16 protein-coding genes and 1 pseudogene are annotated in these 19,951 nt (G+C 62.6%); 8 read left to right on the forward strand and 9 right to left on the reverse strand.

Annotation, left to right across the window (positions count from 1 at the left end; all coding sequences use genetic code 11):
- The first annotated feature begins 72 nt into the window (after positions 1 to 72).
- A complete protein-coding gene (locus RTH74_RS02690; protein ID WP_279921251.1) occupies positions 73 to 978 on the forward strand; it encodes a LysR family transcriptional regulator in 906 nt (301 codons plus the stop codon).
- A 4-nt stretch (positions 979 to 982) separates the two neighbouring features.
- Here the strand turns inward: RTH74_RS02690 and RTH74_RS02695 are convergent, their stop codons facing one another.
- Complete coding sequence (locus RTH74_RS02695) at positions 983 to 2,137, reverse strand: L-talarate/galactarate dehydratase (RefSeq protein WP_316913658.1); 1,155 nt, start codon at positions 2,135 to 2,137, stop codon at positions 983 to 985.
- 222 nt (positions 2,138 to 2,359) lie between these two features.
- Between RTH74_RS02695 and RTH74_RS02700 the strand changes: the two genes are divergently transcribed.
- Together RTH74_RS02700 and RTH74_RS02705 are read left to right on the forward strand one after the other, a co-directional pair.
- Positions 2,360 to 3,985 carry a methyl-accepting chemotaxis protein gene (locus RTH74_RS02700; RefSeq protein ID WP_316913659.1) on the forward strand — a complete coding sequence of 542 codons (1,626 nt, stop codon included), beginning with the start codon at positions 2,360 to 2,362 and terminating at the stop codon, positions 3,983 to 3,985.
- 254 nt (positions 3,986 to 4,239) lie between these two features.
- The gene (locus tag RTH74_RS02705) at positions 4,240 to 4,470 is read left to right on the forward strand and encodes a hypothetical protein (protein WP_004423370.1); all 231 of its coding nucleotides are present in this window, start codon (positions 4,240 to 4,242) and stop codon (positions 4,468 to 4,470) included.
- Between the two features lie 105 nt (positions 4,471 to 4,575).
- Here RTH74_RS02705 and RTH74_RS02710 read toward each other — a convergent pair whose 3' ends face one another.
- Positions 4,576 to 5,205 (reverse strand): FKBP-type peptidyl-prolyl cis-trans isomerase, encoded by a 630-nt coding sequence (locus RTH74_RS02710; protein WP_021488279.1) that lies wholly within the window; start codon positions 5,203 to 5,205, stop codon positions 4,576 to 4,578.
- Positions 5,206 to 5,418: 213 nt separating this feature from the next.
- Here RTH74_RS02710 and RTH74_RS02715 point away from each other — a divergent pair, with 213 nt between their 5' ends.
- The 4 genes and pseudogenes from RTH74_RS02715 to RTH74_RS24095 all read left to right on the forward strand — a co-directional run bounded on the left by RTH74_RS02715 (position 5,419) and on the right by RTH74_RS24095 (position 10,663).
- Positions 5,419 to 7,908 (forward strand): ATP-binding protein, encoded by a 2,490-nt coding sequence (locus RTH74_RS02715; RefSeq protein ID WP_316913660.1) that lies wholly within the window; start codon positions 5,419 to 5,421, stop codon positions 7,906 to 7,908.
- Positions 7,898 to 8,968, forward strand: coding sequence for an HD domain-containing phosphohydrolase (locus RTH74_RS02720; RefSeq protein ID WP_280058836.1), 1,071 nt, complete (start codon positions 7,898 to 7,900; stop codon positions 8,966 to 8,968). Before RTH74_RS02715 ends, RTH74_RS02720 begins: the two co-directional genes overlap by 11 nt.
- Positions 8,969 to 9,037: 69 nt before the next feature.
- Positions 9,038 to 9,805 (forward strand): annotated as a pseudogene (locus RTH74_RS24090) (MCP four helix bundle domain-containing protein); the annotation flags it as partial.
- Positions 9,800 to 10,663: a methyl-accepting chemotaxis protein gene (locus RTH74_RS24095; protein ID WP_420713131.1), complete on the forward strand. Its 864-nt coding sequence runs from the start codon at positions 9,800 to 9,802 to the stop codon at positions 10,661 to 10,663. The pseudogene RTH74_RS24090 and the gene RTH74_RS24095, both read left to right, overlap by 6 nt.
- A gap of 41 nt (positions 10,664 to 10,704) precedes the next feature.
- On the opposite strand, the gene RTH74_RS02730 is transcribed toward RTH74_RS24095, so the two are convergent.
- The 7 genes from RTH74_RS02730 to RTH74_RS02760 form a co-directional block, all read right to left on the reverse strand.
- A complete protein-coding gene (locus RTH74_RS02730) occupies positions 10,705 to 10,833 on the reverse strand; it encodes a DUF2256 domain-containing protein (protein WP_021488275.1) in 129 nt (42 codons plus the stop codon).
- Positions 10,830 to 12,365 carry a cryptochrome/photolyase family protein gene (locus RTH74_RS02735; protein ID WP_316913662.1) on the reverse strand — a complete coding sequence of 512 codons (1,536 nt, stop codon included), beginning with the start codon at positions 12,363 to 12,365 and terminating at the stop codon, positions 10,830 to 10,832. The genes RTH74_RS02730 and RTH74_RS02735 overlap by 4 nt, the downstream gene beginning before the upstream one ends.
- Positions 12,362 to 13,762 (reverse strand): exonuclease domain-containing protein, encoded by a 1,401-nt coding sequence (locus RTH74_RS02740; RefSeq protein WP_316913663.1) that lies wholly within the window; start codon positions 13,760 to 13,762, stop codon positions 12,362 to 12,364. The genes RTH74_RS02735 and RTH74_RS02740 overlap by 4 nt, the downstream gene beginning before the upstream one ends.
- Positions 13,759 to 14,061 carry a DUF6482 family protein gene (locus RTH74_RS02745; RefSeq protein ID WP_099522261.1) on the reverse strand — a complete coding sequence of 101 codons (303 nt, stop codon included), beginning with the start codon at positions 14,059 to 14,061 and terminating at the stop codon, positions 13,759 to 13,761. The genes RTH74_RS02740 and RTH74_RS02745 overlap by 4 nt, the downstream gene beginning before the upstream one ends.
- Positions 14,062 to 14,192: 131 nt before the next feature.
- Positions 14,193 to 14,684 carry a TIGR00645 family protein gene (locus RTH74_RS02750; protein ID WP_004423362.1) on the reverse strand — a complete coding sequence of 164 codons (492 nt, stop codon included), beginning with the start codon at positions 14,682 to 14,684 and terminating at the stop codon, positions 14,193 to 14,195.
- A gap of 139 nt (positions 14,685 to 14,823) precedes the next feature.
- Positions 14,824 to 15,177: a hypothetical protein gene (locus tag RTH74_RS02755; protein WP_125834025.1), complete on the reverse strand. Its 354-nt coding sequence runs from the start codon at positions 15,175 to 15,177 to the stop codon at positions 14,824 to 14,826.
- A 165-nt stretch (positions 15,178 to 15,342) separates the two neighbouring features.
- Positions 15,343 to 17,832 carry an AAA family ATPase gene (locus tag RTH74_RS02760; protein ID WP_316913665.1) on the reverse strand — a complete coding sequence of 830 codons (2,490 nt, stop codon included), beginning with the start codon at positions 17,830 to 17,832 and terminating at the stop codon, positions 15,343 to 15,345.
- 218 nt (positions 17,833 to 18,050) lie between these two features.
- Here RTH74_RS02760 and RTH74_RS02765 point away from each other — a divergent pair, with 218 nt between their 5' ends.
- Entirely contained in the window at positions 18,051 to 19,904 is a 1,854-nt protein-coding gene (locus tag RTH74_RS02765) for a DUF4105 domain-containing protein (RefSeq protein WP_316913666.1), read from the forward strand.
- Positions 19,905 to 19,951 lie beyond the last annotated feature (47 nt).

Here is a 19,951-nt window from a genome sequence, read left to right on the forward strand (position 1 = left end):
AGCGATGATGGACGCTGCCATTGATCCAGGTCTAATCTAGTTTTCTACTCAATTGATACCTGGATTGAATCAGTGTTCGAGCTATCGCAACTGCGTTGCTTCACCACCCTGGCCGCCGAGCTGAATTTCCGCCGCGCTGCCGAGCGCCTGAACATGACTCAGCCGCCACTGAGTCGGCAGATCCAGCTGCTCGAACACCAGTTGGGCGTGGCGTTGTTCACCCGCAGCACCCGCTCGGTGGCGTTGACGGCAGCTGGCCGCGCCTTCTTCGTCGAAGCCCAGGCTCTGCTCGACCAGGCCCACCGCGCAGCGCAAAGCGCCAGGCTGGCTGCCATCGGCGAAAGCGGCGCACTCAACATCAGCTTCGTCGCCAGCGCGGTGTATGACGTGCTGCCGCGCGCGATCACCACCGCCAAGCGCGAACGTCCTGGGGTGGATATCGCCTTGCTGGAGATGAGTACCTTCGAACAGGTGCAGGCACTGCGCGCCCGCCGTGTGGACCTGGCCATCGTCCGAGCGCCCTTGCAGCAACCCGGCCTGGTCAGCGAATGCCTGCTGCGCGAACCCTTCGTGCTGGCTGCGCCCGCCGAACATCCGCTGGCGCAGCACGAAAGGCCGACCCTGGAAATGCTCCATGGCCAACCCTTCATCCTTTATGCACATACCGCCTGGCAGCCCTTCAACGAACTGCACACCGGCCTGTTCCGCGCCAGCGGCATCCAGCCGGAATTCGTGCAGGCGCTGGGCTCGACTCTGACCATCCTGTCGCTGGTCAATGCCGGTATGGGGCTGGCACTGGTGCCGCGTAGCGCCAGCGCCATCCGCTTCGAGCAGGTACGTTTCCGCGAGCTGCCGCTACCCGAAGGTATAAGCGGGGAGCTGCATCTGGTCTGGCGCGACGACAACGACAACCCGGCCTTACCGTCGATGATCGCAGCTGTGCGCCAGGCCGCGCTCGACATCTACCCGCAGAGCTGACGCGTCAAGCGCGTTTGCCGACCTCTGCTTGCTGCACCGTCCAGCCGGCAACCTGCTCGCTCAGACTCAGACCCAGGCCCGGACGAGTCGGCACCAACATGCGTCCGTCGCGAATCTCCAGGCGCTCGTTGAACAGTGGCTCCAGCCATTCGAAATGCTCGACCCATGGCTCGCGCGTGTGGCTGGCGGCCAGATGCACATGCAACTCCATGGCGAAATGTGGCGCCAGGGTCATGCCAGCCTGTTCGGCGAGGGTCTGCACGCGCAGGTACGGGGTGATACCGCCGACACGCGGCGCATCGGGCATGAGGAAGTCGGCGCCGCGCTGGCGAATGAACTCCCAGTGCTCGGCGGGGCTGGTGAGCATCTCGCCGGTGGCGATTGGTGTATCGAACAGACGCACCAGCTCAGCGTGGCCTTCAGCGTCGTAGCAGTCCAGCGGCTCCTCGATCCAGATCAGGTCGAAGGGTTCCAGGCGACGGCACATGCGCCGCGCGGTCGGGCGGTCCCATTGCTGGTTGGCGTCGACCATCAGCGGGAAGCTCTCACCCAGATGCTCACGTACCGTGCTGACGCGGTGGATATCCAGCGCCCAGTCAGGCTGGCCGACCTTGAGCTTGATACCGCCAATGCCCTTCTCGCGGGAGATATCGGTGTTCTTCAGCAACTGATCGAGCGGTGTATGCAAGAAGCCGCCGGAGGTGTTGTAGCAGCGCACCGAGTCACGATGACTACCGAGCAAACGTGCCAGCGACAGGCCACTGCGGCGCGCCTTGAGATCCCACAGGGCGACGTCGAAGGCACCGATGGCCTGGCTCGCCAGGCCGCTGCGGCCGACCGACGCGCCGGCCCAGCACAGCTTGTCCCACAGTTTGGCGATATCGCTGGGGTTCTCGCCGATCAGGTTCGGCGCCACTTCCAGGGCATGGGCGAACTGGCCCGGGCCACCAGCACGCTTGGAGTAACTGAAACCGAGGCCACGATGACCATCGCGGGTTTCGATCTCGGCGATCAGGATGGCGATCTCGGTCATCGGCTTCTGCCGGCCAGTGAGCACCTTGGCATCGCTGATCGGGTTGGCCAACGGCAGCGCTACCGAGCGCAGACTGAGCCAGGTGATGCGGTCATCGTCGGCGCGTGGGGTGGAGTTATCGGTCATGACTCTTCCTCGTGATGAAACTCGGCGCCCCGATGGGTCGCCAAAAATGGACAACCCGAGTCAGATTAAGATGATTGCGCAATCATTCAAGCATCAGAATCGTCAACTGATCTTTCGCTCATCCGGCAATGCGACGACCCATCTAGACATTTCACAAATCTGCAACATTCACCAACTACGCTGAACATGTCCCGCTGCGCCTGACCTCCGAGGCATCCCATCATGTTCCTGCAAAAATCCCTGCGCGCGCAGATTCTCGCCCTGCTCGGCGGCAGTCTGGCACTGATCCTGATCACCGCTCTGGCCTGCTTCAGCTTTCTCTCCAGCGGCATTCAATCCTACCGTGGCCTGCTCGATGGGCCGCTGGAGTCTTCGCGCCTGATCGACGCGGCCAACGTCGAATTCAAGATTCAGGTGCAGGAATGGAAGAACGTCCTGCTGCGCGGCCAGGACAGCGCCAATCTGCAACGCTACTGGAGCCAGTTCGAAGCGCAGGAGCGCAAGGTGCAGGATATTCTCGGCCAGTTGACCGGGGTCGCCGCAGCCGACCCGGCGTTGAAGACGCAGGTCGAGCGCCTGCGTAGCGAACATCAGGCGCTTGGTGGCAATTACCGCAAGGGCCGCGACGCCTTCGTGGCCGCCGGAGCCGATGCCAGAGCCGGCGATGAAGCCGTCAGAGGTATCGATCGCGCCGCCAGTGAGCAGATGACGGCACTGGTCGAGCAGTTGCGTCAGAACAGCCTGAGCCAGGCCGAGCAGATCAACGCCAGCGCCGCGCGTACCATTCTCAGTGGCACCATCGTGATGCTGGCCGCCGCCCTGGTCATCGCCGTCTTCAGCCTGTGGCTGGTCAATCGCAATCTGATCATTCCCATCCGCCACCTGATCGGCCATGTCGACCAACTCAGCCAAGGCCGCTTCGGCCAACGCGTGGAAAGCACCCGACAAGATGAACTGGGCCTGCTGGCGCGCGCCGCGAACACCCTGCGCGACTTTCTCGCCAGCACTAGCGAGCGCCTGCACCACAGTACGCAGAACCTCGACAGCGCCAGCAGCGAGCTGAACGCCATCGCCTCACGCATGACCGAGGGCGTCAGCGAGCAGTTCGAGCGCACCGATCAGGTCGCCACGGCCATGCACGAGATGTCCGCCACTGCCCAGGAAGTCGCGCGCCACGCCGCAGACGCCGCGCATGCGGCCAACGATGCCGACGACTCGGCGCGCCAGGGCAGCACGGTGATGCAATCGACCATCGCCACCATCACCGACATTCGCGGCGAGATCGCCAACACCGCCGAGGTGATCCGTCGCCTGGAAAGCGACAGCGGGCGTATCGGCAAGGTGCTGGAAGTGATCCGCGGCATCGCCGAGCAGACCAACCTGCTGGCGCTTAACGCCGCCATTGAGGCCGCGCGCGCCGGCGAACAGGGCCGCGGCTTCGCCGTGGTCGCCGACGAGGTGCGCACCCTGGCCCAGCGCACAGCCGAATCCACCGCCGAGATCAACCAGATCATCGATACCGTGCAGAACGGCGCACTGAATGCCGTGCGCGCCATCGAGAGCGGCCAGCAGCGCAGCGAACAGGGCGTGACCCAGGTCACCGAGGCGGGCGCCATGCTGCAGCGCATCACCGAGGCGGTAGAGGCCATCCGCGACATGAACCAGCAGATCGCCACCGCCGCCGAAGAGCAGACCTCGGTGGCCGAGGACATCTCGCGCAACCTCACCGAGCTGACCGCCATCGCCAGCGCCAACCAGGACAACGTCGAGCGCACGCAGAAGGCCAGCCGCAACCTGCATGACATGTCCGGCCAACTGGGCGAAGTGACTCGCCGCCTGGGCTCCTGAGCCAACCTGCGAACCGGCGTGGCACGCAGCACGCGGCTCGCCCCAGCATCTTCGGCCTGCGCGGCAGAATGGACGCCGTGACGCAGGCTGCGGCCCTCCAGCTCACAGGCGGGGAAGGTACGCAGGGCGGACAAGCATTCGACCTGTCCGCCCCCACTGAAAACAGGCAAACGACAAAAGGTCGCAATTAACCCTTGCTATTTATGTAATAGGAATTATTCTCAGTTACGTAATGACGGCCAAGGAGACCTGCCATGACCTACCTGATCGATGCCTGGCTGGACCGCCCGCATCCCTACCTGCGCATCCTCAACCGCGAAACCGGGGAAGTCTGCGCCATGCTGGAAGAAGAAGCGCTGGACGAGCTGCGCGACCAGGGCGACCTGGACCTGCACGAGCTCAGCTCCAGCGAACCCATCGTGCTCAAAGAGCTGGTGCGCAGCCTGTTTCTGTACTGCTACGCACGGGCCCTGCGCCCATCCTGAAAGACAAAACGGGGCACCCTGTCAGCAGGGTGCCCCGTTTCGTTGGATCAGGCTGCCATGTAGGGTGCGCTGTGCGCACCGAAGCGACAGCTTGCGTCCCAAGACTTACAGAATATCCAGCAGCTCTACATCGAATACCAGCACACTGTGCGGCGGGATGCTGCCGACACCCTGGGCGCCGTAGGCCAGCTCGCTCGGCACGTGCAGGCGCCATTTGCTACCGGTGCCCATCAGTTGCAGCGCCTCGACCCAACCCGGAATCACACCACCAACCGGGAATTCAGCCGGCTGGCCACGCTCGTAGGAGCTGTCGAACACGGTGCCGTCGATCAACGTGCCGTGGTAGTGGGTACGCACCTGATCCTCGGCGGACGGCTTGGCGCCCTCGCCAGCGACCAGCACTTCGTACTGCAGGCCGGAGGCCAATACGGTCACCCCTTCGCGCTTGGCGTTTTCGGCCAGGTAGGCACGACCTTCGCCAGCAGCGGCTTCGGCCTTGGCGGCCGCTTCAGCCTGCATGATTTCGCGGATGACCTTGAAGCTGGCGCCCAGCTCGGCTTCGGAAACACGACTGGCCTGGCCGCTGAACGCGTCGGTCAGACCGGCGAGGATGGCAGTCAGGTCCACACCGGGCGGCGGGTTGTCGCGCAACTGACCACCGAGTTGACGACCGATGCCATAGCTGACGCGACCTTCATCGGAGGACAGATCGGGGCTGAAGTTGAATTCGGACATGAAAGGCTCCGCTTGGGGCTGTGAAAAAGGCCGGCCAGACTAGCACAGAACCCAAAGTTACCCGACACCTGCCATACCTTTCATCCACTGAATTCAGCGCCTGCACAAGAGCATTGATCTGGCGCAATAGCTACTACCTTTAGCTAAGCCTTACTTAAGAAAATCCCAGATATCATATCGACATCATTCGTTCGCCCCGCAGGAGCGTGCGTCATGCAAAACGGCTCTCGAGTCAGTCTTCGGACATGGATATGGCGTGCATTCGTGCAAACGGCTCTGATTCCACTGATCCTGGTGGAGACAGTACTGATCAGCGTCTATCTGCTCACCAACGTCTCCATCCGTGACGCACAGATATCCCACTTGCGCTCGACCGCGTTGAGCGACCTGCAGGCTGCAGCGGGTCAGGAAGCTCACCTGGTCGAGAGCGAGCTGGGCCATATTGCTCGTCTGACCAGCACCTACGCCTCCCTGACCCAGAGCACGCTAAACGACAACCAACCGGTCGCGCCGGCAGAGTTGGCAGTGACGCCCAGCGGGGTGCGCTACAGCCCCAGCGATGAAGGTGGCGCGGCATCTTTCTACTCCAACGCCACACCGCTGGAGCAGCAGGACCTGCAAAAAGTCGCGCGCCTGGCCAATCTTGATCCGCTGATGCGCGAAATCGTGCAGCAGAACCCGCTGGTGGCCAGCATCTATTTCAACAGCTGGGACAGCTACAACCGCATCTATCCCTGGTTCGACACACCCGCGCAGTATCCCCACGACATGGTGATACCCGATTACAACTTCTATTACCTCGCTGACGCCAAGCACAACCCCGAACGCAAGGTCGCCTGGACCGATGTCTACCTCGACCCAGCAGGCCAGGGCTGGATGCTCTCGGCCGTTGCCCCGGTGCTACGCGGGGACTTTCTCGAAGGCGTAGTCGGCCTGGACATCACAGTCGGCAAGTTGCTCGAACATATCCAGAGCCTCGAGGTGCCATGGAACGGATATGGAGTGATCGTCAGCAACGAAATGAACATCATGGCCTTGCCTCCAGCCGGAGAGGACGACTTCGGCCTGGATGAACTGACCACCCACTCCTACGACGAAGCCATCAGTTCGGAACTGTTCAAACCCGAGGACTTCAATCTGCTCAAACGTGCCGATACCGAAGGCCTCGCCAACGCCATTGCGCAGCGGGACAAAGGCGTGCTTTCCGTGAATCTCAACGACCGTCCACACCTGGTTGCCTGGGCAACGATCCCATCCACCGACTGGCATCTGCTGGCGGTGGTCGATGAGATGGAGGTATTCAGCCAGACCAATGAACTCGCCAGCCATTACCGAAACATCGGCTACCTGCTGATCGGCGGTCTGGTGCTGTTCTATCTGGTGTTCTTTGCCTTCATGTGGGGCCGCGCCCGCGAGCTGACCGAGCGTCTGCGCAAACCCATCGGTGGCATAGTCACCATGCTCCGTGAGATTGGCCAGGGCAACTGGAAGCCGAAACGCCCGGCGACCACCATCGACGAACTAGAAGCCATCATCGATGACGTCGAATCCATGGGCCAGCGCCTGGAACGCAGCGCCACCCAGCTTCAGCGCGCCAGCCACGAGGCCCAGGAAGCCAGCCGCGCCAAGAGCCAGTTCATTTCCAGCATGAGCCATGAGCTGCGCACCCCGCTCAACGCCATCCAGGGCTTCGCACAGTTGATGCGCATACAGCAGGAGCAGCCGGACAAACAGGACACCGACTACCTCGAGGAAATCCTGCTCGCCAGCCGCCACCTCAACCAGCTGGTGGGCGATATCCTCGACTGGTCGAGCCTACAGAGCGACCAGCCACGCCTGGACATGACCAAGGTCGACGCCGTCGCCCTGATGAACGAGTGCGCCGACCTGGTCGCACCGGAAGTCGAAGCCCATGGCCTGGCGCTCAAGCTGGCGCTGCCGGAAACAGCCGTGCCGGTACTGGCGGACCAACGGCGCTTGCGCCAGGTGCTGCTCAACCTGCTGTCCAACGCCATCAAGTACACCCCATCTGGCAGCATCAGCCTGAGCTGCACCGAACATGATGACCGTGTACGGCTGATGGTCAGCGACACCGGCATGGGCATCGCCAGCGAGCTGCAACCGCTGCTGTTCGAACCCTTCCAGCGCCTGGGCCAGGAGAACGGCGCCATCCAGGGCACCGGAATTGGCCTATCGTTGTGCAAGGAATATGCAGCGCTGATGAATGGCGAGATGGGCCTGCACAGCGAGCCGAACAAGGGCAGCCAGTTCTGGATCGACCTGCCGCGCCACGTCCCCCCGGTACAAGCTGAAGCACCTGAATCGACGCCGCTTCAGGCATGCGTCTATCACGGCGACCTCGACCGCACGAACCGTGAAATCGTCAGCCAGGCACTGGCCGATATCGATCTGCAGCAGTTCGAGGATGGCCAGCAACTGCTGGCAGCGCTTCACAGCAGACGTCCTGATCTGCTGTTGCTCAGCGTCGAACTAAATGGCCTGGACGGCCGCGACCTGCTCCGCACCCTGCACCAGAGCGCCGAGCTGGCGGACCTGCCGGTGATTCTGCTGAGCCGTGAAGATCAGCTGCAGGAACTGGTCGGTCTGGGCGCCAGCGCCTTGCTCGGCGTGCCCATCGACCCTGATGAACTACACCAACTGGTCTGCGACCTGACCGGCAAGGAGGCTAACGATGCTGTCTAAGGACTTTCGCCAATCACGCGTGGTCATCGTCGATGATGTGATCGCCAACAGTCGCCTGCTGGAGTCCAGCCTCCGGGCCTTTGGCCTGCGCGACACCATCAGTTTCTCCGACTCGGCCGCCGCCTTGGACTGGTTGCAGCACAACCCCTGGAGCCTACTGCTGCTCGATCTGGACATGCCGGCGCCGAACGGCTTCGACATTCTCCGCGCGCTGGCCGACCGTGATCGCAGCAGCAACCCGATCATCATCATTACCGCGCTGAACGACGCGGCCAGCCGCCGTACCGGCCTGGAACTGGGCGCCAACGATTATCTGAGCAAACCCGTCGACCTGCCCGAGGTGATCCTGCGGGTACGCAGCAACCTGCAACTGAGCCAGGCCAGCATTGCCCTGTATGAAGCCAACACGACACTGGAGCAACGCGTACGCGAACGCACGGCCCAGCTGACCCAGAGCTATAGCGCCGTGGTGCGCACCCTGTCGCGAGCAGCCGCCTATCGCGACAGCGAGACCGGCAACCACATCCTGCGTATTGGCGAGTCCGCCGCACTGATCGCCGAGGCCCTGGGCATGAGCGCCGAATGGGTAGAGCTGATTCGTCAGGCAGCGCCTATGCATGATGTCGGCAAAATCGGCGTACCCGACCACATTCTGCTCAAACCCGGCCCCCTGACCGATGATGAACGCCGGCAGATGCAGGAGCACCCCGCCATCGGCCACGCCATTCTGAGCGACCAGCATGCCTCCGAGCTGACCACGCTGGCCGCGGAGATCGCCCTGACCCATCACGAGAAATGGGATGGCAGCGGCTACCCCGATGGTTTGAGCGGTGAACAAATCCCGCTGTCCGGGCGCATCGTCGCCATCTGCGACGTCTACGACGCCTTGCGCATGCCACGCCCATACAAGGCGCCCTGGCCCATCGAAAAAGCCCAGGCGTTTATTCGTGAACAGTCCGGCAAGCATTTCGACCCAGAGTTGGTCGCACTGGTGGAGAGCCTCTATGAGCAGATCGAGACCCTCCAGCACGACCTCAGCGATTGCCCTCAAGGAGACTGATGGACCTTGATAACGTCACGTAACGCCTCAGCCCGCTAGTCATCTCTTACATCTTTGAGTACTGCCACCATGAACTTCAGATCCATCTCCATAGCCCCTCGTGCTGCAATAGGATTTGGCTTGATCGCGTTGCTGGTTTTCGCCCTCGGCGGCTTCTCGCTGCTGCAGATGAGCAGCATGCATGACCGCTCCACTGAGGTAGACGACAACTGGATACCCAGCATCAATACCCTTGGCGACGTATCTCAAGACATTTTGCGCCTACGCTCAGCCACATTGCGCATGCTACTCAGTGAAGACGCCACGCAACTTCGGGAGAGCACGGCCCTGGCACAGGCACTGCTCGATGACCTTGCACAGATGCAACAACGCTACGAGGGTCTGATCAGCTCCACGGAAGAGCGCGCGCACTACGACGACTTCAAACGTTACGAAAGTACGTACCTGGCCACTCGCGCGCAGCTCGCCGAGCATCTGCGCAGCAATGATCGCGCAGCGGCCATGGCACTCCTTTACACGAGCCTCAACCCACAAGCCGATGCGATGACCAAAGCGCTCAACGAGCTGATCACGCATAACCGCGAAGGCGCCTCGGACGCAGCCAAAGCTGCCAATGCCGTTTACACCCAGGCCACACGCGGCACCCTGCTGGTCATGGCCTTGTCGGCCATTGCCACGGTGATACTCGCCGCGCTGCTGACTCGCAGCATCGTCAAGCCATTGGCTGACGCGGTACAGGTGGCGGACTCGGTGGCCAGCGGCAATCTGACCCTGAAGATCGACACCCAGGGCAATGACGAGCCGGCCAAGTTGTTGCAGGCGCTCAAGAGCATGCAGGGCAATCTGCGCGGCACCATCGAACAGATCGCCGACGCCTCCAATCAACTGGCATCGGCCGCTGAACAACTGAGTGCCGTCACTGATGGCACCGCGCGTAACCTGCACCAGCAAAGCCTGGAGATCGACCAGGCCGCCACCGCCGTCACCGAAATGAGCAGCGCCGTGGATGAGGTGGCGCGTAACGCCGCCAGTGCCTCGGAAAGCTCCAGCGAATCCGGGCGCATTGCCCGCCAGGGCAGCGAGCGCATCACTCAGACGCTGTCGTCGATCAACCAACTGGCCGCCGATGTCGATTCGACCTCGAGCAACTTCGGCCAACTGGCCGGCAAGATCCGTGGCATCAGCCAGGTACTCGACGTGATTCGCAGCATCGCCGAACAGACCAACCTGCTTGCCCTCAACGCCGCCATCGAGGCTGCACGTGCAGGCGAAGCGGGTCGCGGTTTTGCCGTGGTTGCCGATGAAGTGCGCGCCCTGGCGCACAAGACCGGGCAATCCACCCGCGAGATCGAGACCATGATCAGTACCGTGCAAGGTGACACCGAACAGGCGGTGCGCGCCATGGAATCGAGCAACGGGCTAGCCAAGCAGACGCTGGACATCGCCGAGGACGCGGGAGTCGCGCTGGATCAGATCATTCAGTCGATTGCCGAGATCGGCGACCGCAACCTGGTGATCGCCAGTGCCACCGAACAGCAGGCCCACGTTGCCCGTGAAGTGGATCGCAACCTGATAAACATTCGCGACCTGTCGCTGCAGAACTCGGCTGGTTCGGAACAGACCAGCACCGCCAGCCGAGCGCTGTCGAGCCTGGCCGCCAACATGCAGAGCATGGTCGCGCGCTTTCAGGTCTGAGCCATCGCAGCGGGTGCCCGGAGCCGACTCCGGTCACCCACTCAGCGCGAACGCCGACAGCGCTCGGAGCAGTAGCGCACTTCGTCCCAGCAGCGCGCCCACTTCTTGCGCCAGCTGAACGGCAGGCCGCAGACAGCGCAGGTCTTCACCGGCAACTCGCTTTTCTTCACAGCATCTCCCCGGCATCGAGCTTGGCCAGCAGACGCTCGCCCCAGTCCCACAGCGCCTGCTGCTTGGCCTCGGTCATGCGCGCCAGGTTGCGGTAGACCATACCAATGCGCGGGTTGCGCTCCAGAGGCTCGCTGTGGCGCATCAGAAAATGCCAGTACAGCGCGTTGAACGGGCAGGCCGACTCGCCGGTGCTCTCGCTCACCTTGTAGCTGCAGCCCTGGCAATGGTTGGACATGCGCTTGATGTACTGACCACTGGCGCAATAAGGCTTGGAGCCGAGGTAGCCACCGTCGGCATGCATCACCATGCCCAGGGTGTTGGGCAGCTCCACCCAGTCGAAGGCGTCCATGTACACGGCCAGGTACCAGTCGCAGATGGCTTTGGGCGCGATGCCGGCGAGCAAAGCGAAGTTGCCGGTGACCATCAGCCGCTGGATATGGTGCGCGTAGGCATGCTCCAGAGTCTGGCCGATGGCCTGACGCATGCAGTTCATCCGCGTCTTGCCGGTCCAGTAGAACTCGGGCAGCGCTCGTGAATTGCCAAAGCGGTTGCCCTCGGCGTACTCCGGCATACGTAGCCAGTAGATGCCGCGCACGTATTCGCGCCAGCCGATCAGTTGACGGATGAAGCCTTCGGCGGCGTTCAGCGGCACGTCGCCGGCACGATAGGCGGCCTCGACCTCGGCGCAGATCCGCCGCAGATCGAGCAGGCCGATGTTCAGCGCAGCGCTAATGCGCGAGTGGAAGAGAAAGGGCTCACCATCGGCCATGGCGTCCTGGTAGTCACCGAAGTCTGCCAGGCCCTGGGCCAGAAAATACTGCCAGAGGCGTTCGGCCTGCTCGGCCGTGACCGGATAATCGAAACCCTCCAGGCTGCCGTAATGACTGGTGAAACGCCGCTCGACCAGCGCCAGCACATCACGGGTGATGGCATCCGGCTCGATACTCAGCGGCGCGGGTGGATGTATGTCTTTGGGCAATGCCTTGCGATTGTCCGCATCGAAGTTCCAGGCACCGCCCTCCGGTGTGCCGTCAGAGTTGAGCAGCAGCCCGCTGTCGCGGCGCATCTCACGGTAGAAGAACTCCATGCGCAACTGCTTGCGCCCCTTGGCCCAGTCAGCGAACGCATCGCGGCTGCAGAGAAAGCGGCTGTCCTGATGCCAGTGGATCGGCACGCCACAGTGACGCAGCGCCTGCTCCAGGCGCCAGTCGCCGCACTCGGTCAGATGCACCTCGGCAGGGTCGAGCCGTTGCGTCCAGCGCAGCAGCTCGCCCGGCAACGAGCCCGTGTTGTCCGGATCGTCCAGAGCCACGTAATGCACCTGCATGCCCTGCTCACGCAAGGCTTCGGCGAAATGGCGCATGGCGCTGAAGATCAGGGCGATCTTCTTTGGGTGATGCGGCACATGGCTGGCCTCTTCCATCACTTCGGCCAGCAGCACGTGGTCGTGCTCGCGGTCGATGTCATTCAATGCACCAAGGCCATGGGTAAGCTGGTCACCCAGGATCAGAATCAGACGGCGTGCACTCACAGTGGAACGATCTCCATGTTCGGGTGGCGGCACATATGGCCGAGCAGGATGCGATAGGTATCGAGATTGAAGCCGCCACGACGCGCGGCCAGCAGCGGCTGGGCATGCTCGAGCTGATCGACCGTACCGAGATGACGCCATTGATCAAGCACGTGCCACTGAGTGAGGCCGTGTTGCTCGTCGTGCTCGACCAGCGCTACCGGCCCGCTCCAGGGCCAGGCCTGGGTCTGCAGGCGCTCGGCACCGGCAAGCAGCCGCCTGTCATGGGCCGAGCGCGGTTCCTCACCACAGCAGGCGCCCGCGCAGCGCCCCAGTTGATAGGCGAAGCAGGCACCCTCGCCCTCCTCCAGCCCCAGCACGCGCAGACACAGACGCCGCTCGCGCGCCTGCTCCAGTAGCCACTGACGCGCCTGATGACGCGAGCGGAACAGCCCAACATGCCTGAGCCCGGGCCTCAGTGCATGGTGCTGCAGCAGTTCGATGTGCAGCTCACCAGGCTCGCCCGCCAGCGCCCAGGTCAGCAGCTCGCGCTGCTTGCGCAGACGACGGTTGTACAAGGGTTGCAGGCGCTTGATCTCGGCAGACTCGAGCAGCAGCGCGCCCAGTTCACCGGCAGTGACTGCCAGCTGCACGTCGCGAATCTGCTGCACCATCTGCAGGCTGCGACGGTCGCGGTGATCGTTCTGAAAATGCGACATCACCCGGCGGCGCAAGTTACGGCTCTTGCCCACGTAAAGCTGCGCCCCGCCATCACCCAGGAAGTAATACACGCCAGGCCGCTCCGGCAACCGGGCGAAACGCTCCGCCGCCAGCAGGGGTGGACGTGCGGCGCTACGCAGTTGACTGCCCAGCGCCGACGGTGCCACCCGCGTCAACAGCTGCCGGGCCAAGGCCAGGGCGGCCTCGGCATCCGGCACCGCACGATCGCGGAAAAACCGCGCGATGCCGACATGCGTACAGAGTGCATCGAAACTGGCGCTCGCCAGCTCTGGCAGTGCCGCTCTGGCCAGGCGCAGTGTGCACAGCTGGGGTGGGCGTAGGCGCTTCCACTCGGGCAGCACGCGGCGCAGGAACGCCAGGCTGAAGCGCAGGTTGTGGCCCACCAACACGCGGCCACGAATGGCCTCGGCAATGGCTTGCGCCTCGCATTCGATACGCGGCTGGCCATGCAACTCCAACGGATGCAGGCCTGCCAGGCTGAGCAACGGCGGGGGTACGGCCACGCCAGGCTCGAACAGCCAGTGCAGGCGCGCTTCGACAGTACCGTCGCCATCGACCTGAATGATCGCCAGCTCCCAGATGGCATCACGTGCCGGATGCACGCCTGTGGTCTTCACCTCCACGACGGCCAGGGCCCTGCCCTGCAACGTCGCGGCCGGTGCAAAGGCGGCAGTCACCAGTTGGAGCGAAAAGCGAGAGGCACGCGCAGGCTGTTGTCAGCCGAAGGCATGCCGCACATTTCATCATGGACCGAGCTGTGCACCAGGAAAAACGGCAGCGCCGGTATTTCCTGCAGGACATCACGTGCATGCTCCACCGAGCGCAGGTTTAGCGTGTTGCCCTGTTCATTGATGATCGGGTGCGCCCGCCCGTCCATGCGCGCTTCAAGCAGATAGATGCCGCCTTCGAGCGAGATCAGGTTCAGTTCATCGATGCGCCCGGCTTGGGCGTGAGTGGACAGATCATTCAGGTTCATCAGGCTTGCCTCCGACCTTAACTATACAAGAACTTATACAAAAACAATTCTTGTACAACAAAGAAAAAGCTCAAGCCCAGAAAGCAAAACGCCCGTCACGTTCGGACGGGCGGTTGCGAGGCGGCTTCGGATCAGTCGTGCTTGGTGACCTTGTCCAGATAGCCCATGGCGAAGGCAGAACCAACGAAGGTCAGGTGAATGATCACGTACCATTTCAGGTACTCCAGATCGTAGTTCTTCGCATCCATGAACACTTTCAGCAGGTGGATGGACGAAATCGCCACGATGGACGCCGCCACTTTCATCTTCAGCGAGCTGGAGTCCATCTTGCCAAGCCAGCTCAGCTTCTCGGTGCCTTCGTGAATATCCAGGCGTGAAACGAAGTTCTCGTAGCCGGACAGCATCACCATCACCAAAAGCCCACCGACCAGCGCCATGTCGATCAGCGACAGGAGTTTGAGGATCACGTCGGCTTCGGCCAGGGAAAAGATCTGCGGCAGGATGTGATAAAGCTCTTGGAAGAACTTGACCGACAAGGCGAGCACGGCGAGAGAAAGACCGAAGTAGATCGGCGCCAGCAACCAGCGCGATGCATACATGGTGTTTTCGATGAAGCGTTCCATGGAGGGCTCACTGAAGGAGGGGGAAATCGCGGCGAGTATACCCATCGCATTGCACCAAAAGAAGGTGCCTGAGCACTGTGGATAACCCCAGCCCGGCGGCAACGCCCGGATTGCCCGAACGCGCCATGATTCGGGCGCTTCAGCTCTGTCCGTCGGTTTCAGGATGGCGCTGGAAGGGCCCGGCAGCGCTGTGCCGCTCACCATTGACCCGGCGTAACTCGGCCTGCAGGTGCAGACGCCAGATCGGCGCTTCAGAGCATTCGACGTAGCCCTGCAGAGCCAGGCTCTCGGCAATCGCCGCCAGGGCATCCTCGGCGACGGAAGGCCCATAGAACGGGCCTTGCGCCTTGATCGCGGAAGGCTGCGCCCCCGACATACCGGCGGCGCAAAGCAGTGTCCAACGTCCGTTGTCTCCTGCCAGTGGCCTGATCACGCATTCGATGCGAGTGACCAGGCCCAGGCATTGACGGGTGAGGCAGAGGCTGCGCGACATGGCGGCGACCCTCGCAGAATCCAGGCTTCAGCCTACACCCCGAGCAGCCGCACTGTGAAGGCCAAAGTTATCCACGCAATCTGTGGATAACTCTGTGCATGAGTAGTGAGCAACAATCAAGATGCACCTGCCCCGGGCGATCCGTGACAATCGTGCAATATTTGCTCAGCCCACAGTGCCTTCACCCTCCCCCTTCTTGCGCCGCGGCGCCTTGGCCGGTTTCACAGCAGCCGCCTCGGCTTCGGCCTTCGCCTTGTCCGCGTCAGCCGGCTTGATCTCTTCCTCCAGCCCGATCTCGGCGATATCGCGCAAACGTTCTACCACCCGAGCGTTGACGCTGCCTTTGGGGAAGCGCCCCTTTTCATCCGGGTGACCAGCCGCCTCGCCGACCAGCAGGCTCAGGGCCTCGTCGACATGACGCACGGCGTAGACGTTGAACTGGCCTTCTCGCACGGCCTGCAGCACGCGCTCGTCAAGCATCAGGTTGGCGACGTTGGAGTGCGGGATGATCACCCCCTGCTCGCCGGTCAGGCCACGCGCCTCGCACAGACGGAAGAAGCCTTCGATCTTCTCGTTTACGCCGCCGACCGCCTGCACTTCGCCGAACTGGTTGATCGAGCCAGTGATGGCGAAGCACTGTTTCAGCGGCGTGCGCGACAACGCCGAGATCAACGTGCAGACCTCACCGAGTGACGCGCTGTCGCCGTCGACGTAACCGTAGGACTGCTCCAGGGCGATGCTGGCGGAAATTTCCAGCGGGAATTCCTGTGCGTAGCGGCTGCCGAGGAAGCCGGTGAGGATCATCACGCCCTTGGAGTGGATGGACTGACCGAGACTGACCTCACGCTCGATATCGACGATGCCACTGCCGCCGGGATAGACCGTGGCGGAAATCCGCGCTGGCACGCCAAAAGCCGAGTCGCCGACTTCCAGCACGGTCAGACCGTTGCACTTGCCCACCGCCGCGCCCGTGGTGTCGATCAGAATGATGCCGGCCAGCATGTCGTCGATGATCCGCGCTGACACACGCCCGGTGCGGGTGGCCTTGGCCTTGAGTGCGCGCTCTATGTGACCGACATCGGTGAGACCTTCTCCGGCGAGCTGGCGAATGAAGTCCGCCTCGCTGACCAGCTGGAACAAATCGCCAATACGCGCCGACAGACGCCCCTGATGTTCAGCCAGACGTGCGCTATAGGTAGCCAGACGCGCCACGGCAGCACCAGTCAGCGGCGCCATACCTTCTTCCGAGGTACGCGTCTTCATCAATTGCGCGAACTGCTCCAGGCTTTCCTCGGCGAGCGGGATGTCCTCGTCGAAGTCGACCAGCACGCGGAACATCTCCTGAAAGTCGGGATCGGCATCCTGCAGCGCGTAGTAGAGCTGACGCGAGCCGATGATGATGACCTTCAGTTGCAGCGGGATGACCTGCGGGTTGAGCGTGACGGTGGCGATGCGGCCGAGATCACCCAGCGGCGACTCCATCTTCAACTGGCGCGAATGCAGGGCACGCTTCAGCGCTTCCCAGACGAAGGGCTCACCCAGCATTTTTTCTGCCTCGACCACCAGATAGCCGCCGTTGGCGCGGTGCAGCGCGCCGGGGCGCAGTTGCCGGTAGCTGGTGTACAGCGCGCCCTGATCGGAGCTGTATTCGATACGGCCGAACAGATTGTCGTATGTCGGGTGCGACTCGAACACCACCGGCGCACCGCCGTTGGCATGGTGACCAACCACCAGACTCGGGCAGTACATTTCCTCCAACAGCTTGCGCAGTTGCGGGTCAGCCTTGTCGACATCCACCAGTTGCTCGACGGCAGTTTTCAGCAGGTTGACCTGCATGGCCTGGAGATAGGCGCAGACATCGGCGTTTTCCGCGTACTTCTCCGACAACGGTGCCAGCAACGGCTGCAGGGCAACGGTAATGGTCTCTTCATTGAGCTGACGCAGCAGGTTGCTCGACTCGCGCTTCCACTGCGGCAGGCTGGCCAGCTCCTCGTTGAGGCGCTCTTCCAGCGCGGCGATATCGGCGTGAAAGCGCTCGCGCTCGGCTTCGGGCAGTTGCGCGAACTCGGCTTCGTCCAGCGCCTTGCCGTCGGCCATCGGGGTGAAGGCGATATTGGTGCTGTCGCGGTACAGGGCCACGCCCTTCTCCAGCGACAGCCGCTCGATCACGTCAAGCGCCTGGTCATAGCGCTTGTTGAAGCCGCGATCGATGGCGCTTTTCTTCTGCTGGTAAGTCGGGGTTTCGAACACCGCCGGGAAGGTGGCCAGCAGGTTGTCGATCAGCAGGTTGATGTCGGCGATGAATTCACTCGCGGTACCGGCTGGCAGCTCCAGCGCACGTGGCTCGCGTGGCTCGTCGAAGTGGTTGACGTAAACCCGGTCGGCCGGCGTCTCCATGCGCTTGGCTTCAGCCTTGAGGTAACGCTGGACGAAGGAGAAGCGTCCGGTACCGGGCTCGCCCATGACGAACACGTTGTAACCAGGGCGCGGCATGGCCACGCCGAACTGCAGGGCTTCGACTGCGCGAGCCTGGCCCAGTACGCCGCGGAAGGGCTCGAGGTCATCGGTACTGCTGAAGTTGAATTGCTCGGGGGCAAAGGGGCGGGTCAGTGAGTCGGGGGCAAGGCGCAAAGCATCGAGGCTACGCTTGGACATTGGCAATCCTTATAGCGGGCGGAAGTTTCCGCAAAACATGGAGCGATTCTGGGCCTGCGGCGCGAAAGGGATCAAGGCTTGATTCAAAAAATGAAGAGCAACTCAACCGTGATGCACCGCGCGACGCCCACAATGGACACCGGCCAGCACTTGCGCAAAATGCCGACGTCGACTGCCTTGACACCAGTCTGCCGTGTGGCCAAAGCTCGGCCATCGCCATGACCAGAAGAACAGCGATCTTGAAACGGATATTCGCGGTCCTTGCCCTGAGCTTCAGCCTTCCCCTGCACGCCGCCACGCTCGAACAACTGGCCAACGATCCTTACTGGATCGCCCTCGGCCACTATGAAACCGGCAAGCTCGGCGGCTGGCGCAGCTATGTCGACGACGACGATTTCTTTCTCGCCGAAGATGGCGACAGCGACCCGGCAGCCGAACTGCATGCGACCCTGAAGGCGCTGTACCAACCTGCCGAACTGGGCGACCGCCACCCGCAGTGCGTCTACCCGGCGCGCACTCGTTGGCTCAAGGCGCAATTGCAACTCGATGACCTGCCCAGCCCCGACTGCGCCGAATATCGAAACTGGTTCGCCGACGTCAATCCACACAGCACGGTGCTGGTGTTCCCGGCGGCGTACCTGAATAGCCCGTCATCAATGTTCGGCCACACACTGCTGCGCATCGACCAGGCCGATATCGACAGCCACAACACCGCACTGCTCAGCTACGCGCTGAATTTCGGCGCGTTCATCGAAGGTAACGACAACAGCATCCTCTACGCCTGGCGCGGCCTGATGGGTGGCTATCCAGGCCTGTTCGCCCTGGTGCCGTACCGCGAAAAACTCAGCGAATACAACCGCCTGGAAAATCGCGACCTATGGGAATACCGGCTGAACCTGACGCCGGAAGAAACCGCGCGCATGGTCGAGCACGTCTGGGAACTCAAGCAGATCCGCTTCGACTACTTCTTCTTCGACGAGAACTGCTCGTACCGCCTGCTGGAGCTGCTGGAAATCGCCCGCCCTGGCATCGAGCTGACCGAACATTTCCCGCTGACTGCCATCCCCACCGACACCGTGCGCGCGGTCAAGGATGCCGGGCTGATCGAACGCATCGACTACCGCCCCTCGCGCGAGGGCGAACTGCTGGCCCGCGCTGAACCGCTGGAGCGCGACGAACAGGCCTGGGTGCTGCGCCTGAGCCAAGACCCAACGCAACTCGACGACAGCGCCTTCCTCGCCCTGCCGGCGGAACGCCGTGCCCTGATCCAGGACGCCGCCTTCCGTCTGGTGCGCTACCACGCCAACGATGAAGAGCGCAGCAGCAACGCCCAGCGCAGCTTCCAGCTACTCGGCGCGATCAATCGTAACCCGCCACCGCCACTGGCAGTCGAGCGCCCGCCGCTGCCTGAGGAAGGCCACGAATCACGCACCTGGCAACTGGCTGGCGGCAGCCGCGATGATCGCGCCTTTGCCGAGTACGGCCTGCGCATGGCCTACCACGACCTCACCGACAACCTCGACGGCTTCCCACTTGGCGCGCAGATCGAGATCTTCCAGCTCAAGCTGCGCCAGTACGAGAACAACCACTGGCAGCTGCAACGCCTGGATCTGGCCAATATCCGCTCGCTGACACCACGCAAGGCCCTGCTGCAGCCGCTGTCCTGGCAGATCGGCGGCGGTTTGGAGCGGGTGCTAGGCGAAGATGGCGATAGCCGGCTGGTCGGCCATATCAGCGGCGGCGCCGGCGCCACCTGGCAGTTGCACGACGACCTACTGGGCTTTGCCCTCGGCACCGCACGCCTGGAATACAACGAGGACTTTGCCGCCGTCATCTCTCCGGCACTCGGATTCAACAGCGGACTGCTCTGGCGCAACCCGCTGGGCAACATGACCCTGGAAGCTGCAGGCGATTACTTCCACAACGGCGAAGTACGCCGACGTCTATCGCTCAATCAACAATGGGAGGTCTCGCGCAACCTCGGCCTGCGCCTGAGCACCCAGCGCGAATTCAGCCAGATGGCCAGCCCGGTCAATGAAGTGAAACTGGAGCTGCGCTGGTATCACTACTAAAGGGCAGCACGCAGAAGGCGCGCTTCTATACTGAAATCTCCTTCACC

Source organism: Pseudomonas sp. zfem001, assembly GCF_032621725.1.
Classification (GTDB): Bacteria; Pseudomonadota; Gammaproteobacteria; order Pseudomonadales; family Pseudomonadaceae; genus Aquipseudomonas; species Aquipseudomonas sediminis.

What these genes read in the sequence shown, in the direction of transcription:
- RTH74_RS02710 (WP_021488279.1), bottom strand. Translation starts at nt 5,205, where the DNA reads ATGTCCGAATTCAACTTCAGCCCCGATCTGTCCTCCGATGAAGGTCGC.
- RTH74_RS02720 (WP_280058836.1), top strand. Translation starts at nt 7,898, where the DNA reads ATGCTGTCTAAGGACTTTCGCCAATCACGCGTGGTCATCGTCGATGAT.
- RTH74_RS24095 (WP_420713131.1), top strand. Translation starts at nt 9,800, where the DNA reads ATGCAGGGCAATCTGCGCGGCACCATCGAACAGATCGCCGACGCCTCC.
- RTH74_RS02755 (WP_125834025.1), bottom strand. Translation starts at nt 15,177, where the DNA reads ATGTCGCGCAGCCTCTGCCTCACCCGTCAATGCCTGGGCCTGGTCACT.
- RTH74_RS02750 (WP_004423362.1), bottom strand. Translation starts at nt 14,684, where the DNA reads ATGGAACGCTTCATCGAAAACACCATGTATGCATCGCGCTGGTTGCTG.
- RTH74_RS02765 (WP_316913666.1), top strand. Translation starts at nt 18,051, where the DNA reads ATGACCAGAAGAACAGCGATCTTGAAACGGATATTCGCGGTCCTTGCC.
- RTH74_RS02760 (WP_316913665.1), bottom strand. Translation starts at nt 17,832, where the DNA reads ATGTCCAAGCGTAGCCTCGATGCTTTGCGCCTTGCCCCCGACTCACTG.
- RTH74_RS02745 (WP_099522261.1), bottom strand. Translation starts at nt 14,061, where the DNA reads ATGAACCTGAATGATCTGTCCACTCACGCCCAAGCCGGGCGCATCGAT.
- RTH74_RS02695 (WP_316913658.1), bottom strand. Translation starts at nt 2,137, where the DNA reads ATGACCGATAACTCCACCCCACGCGCCGACGATGACCGCATCACCTGG.
- RTH74_RS02705 (WP_004423370.1), top strand. Translation starts at nt 4,240, where the DNA reads ATGACCTACCTGATCGATGCCTGGCTGGACCGCCCGCATCCCTACCTG.
- RTH74_RS02700 (WP_316913659.1), top strand. Translation starts at nt 2,360, where the DNA reads ATGTTCCTGCAAAAATCCCTGCGCGCGCAGATTCTCGCCCTGCTCGGC.
- RTH74_RS02715 (WP_316913660.1), top strand. Translation starts at nt 5,419, where the DNA reads ATGCAAAACGGCTCTCGAGTCAGTCTTCGGACATGGATATGGCGTGCA.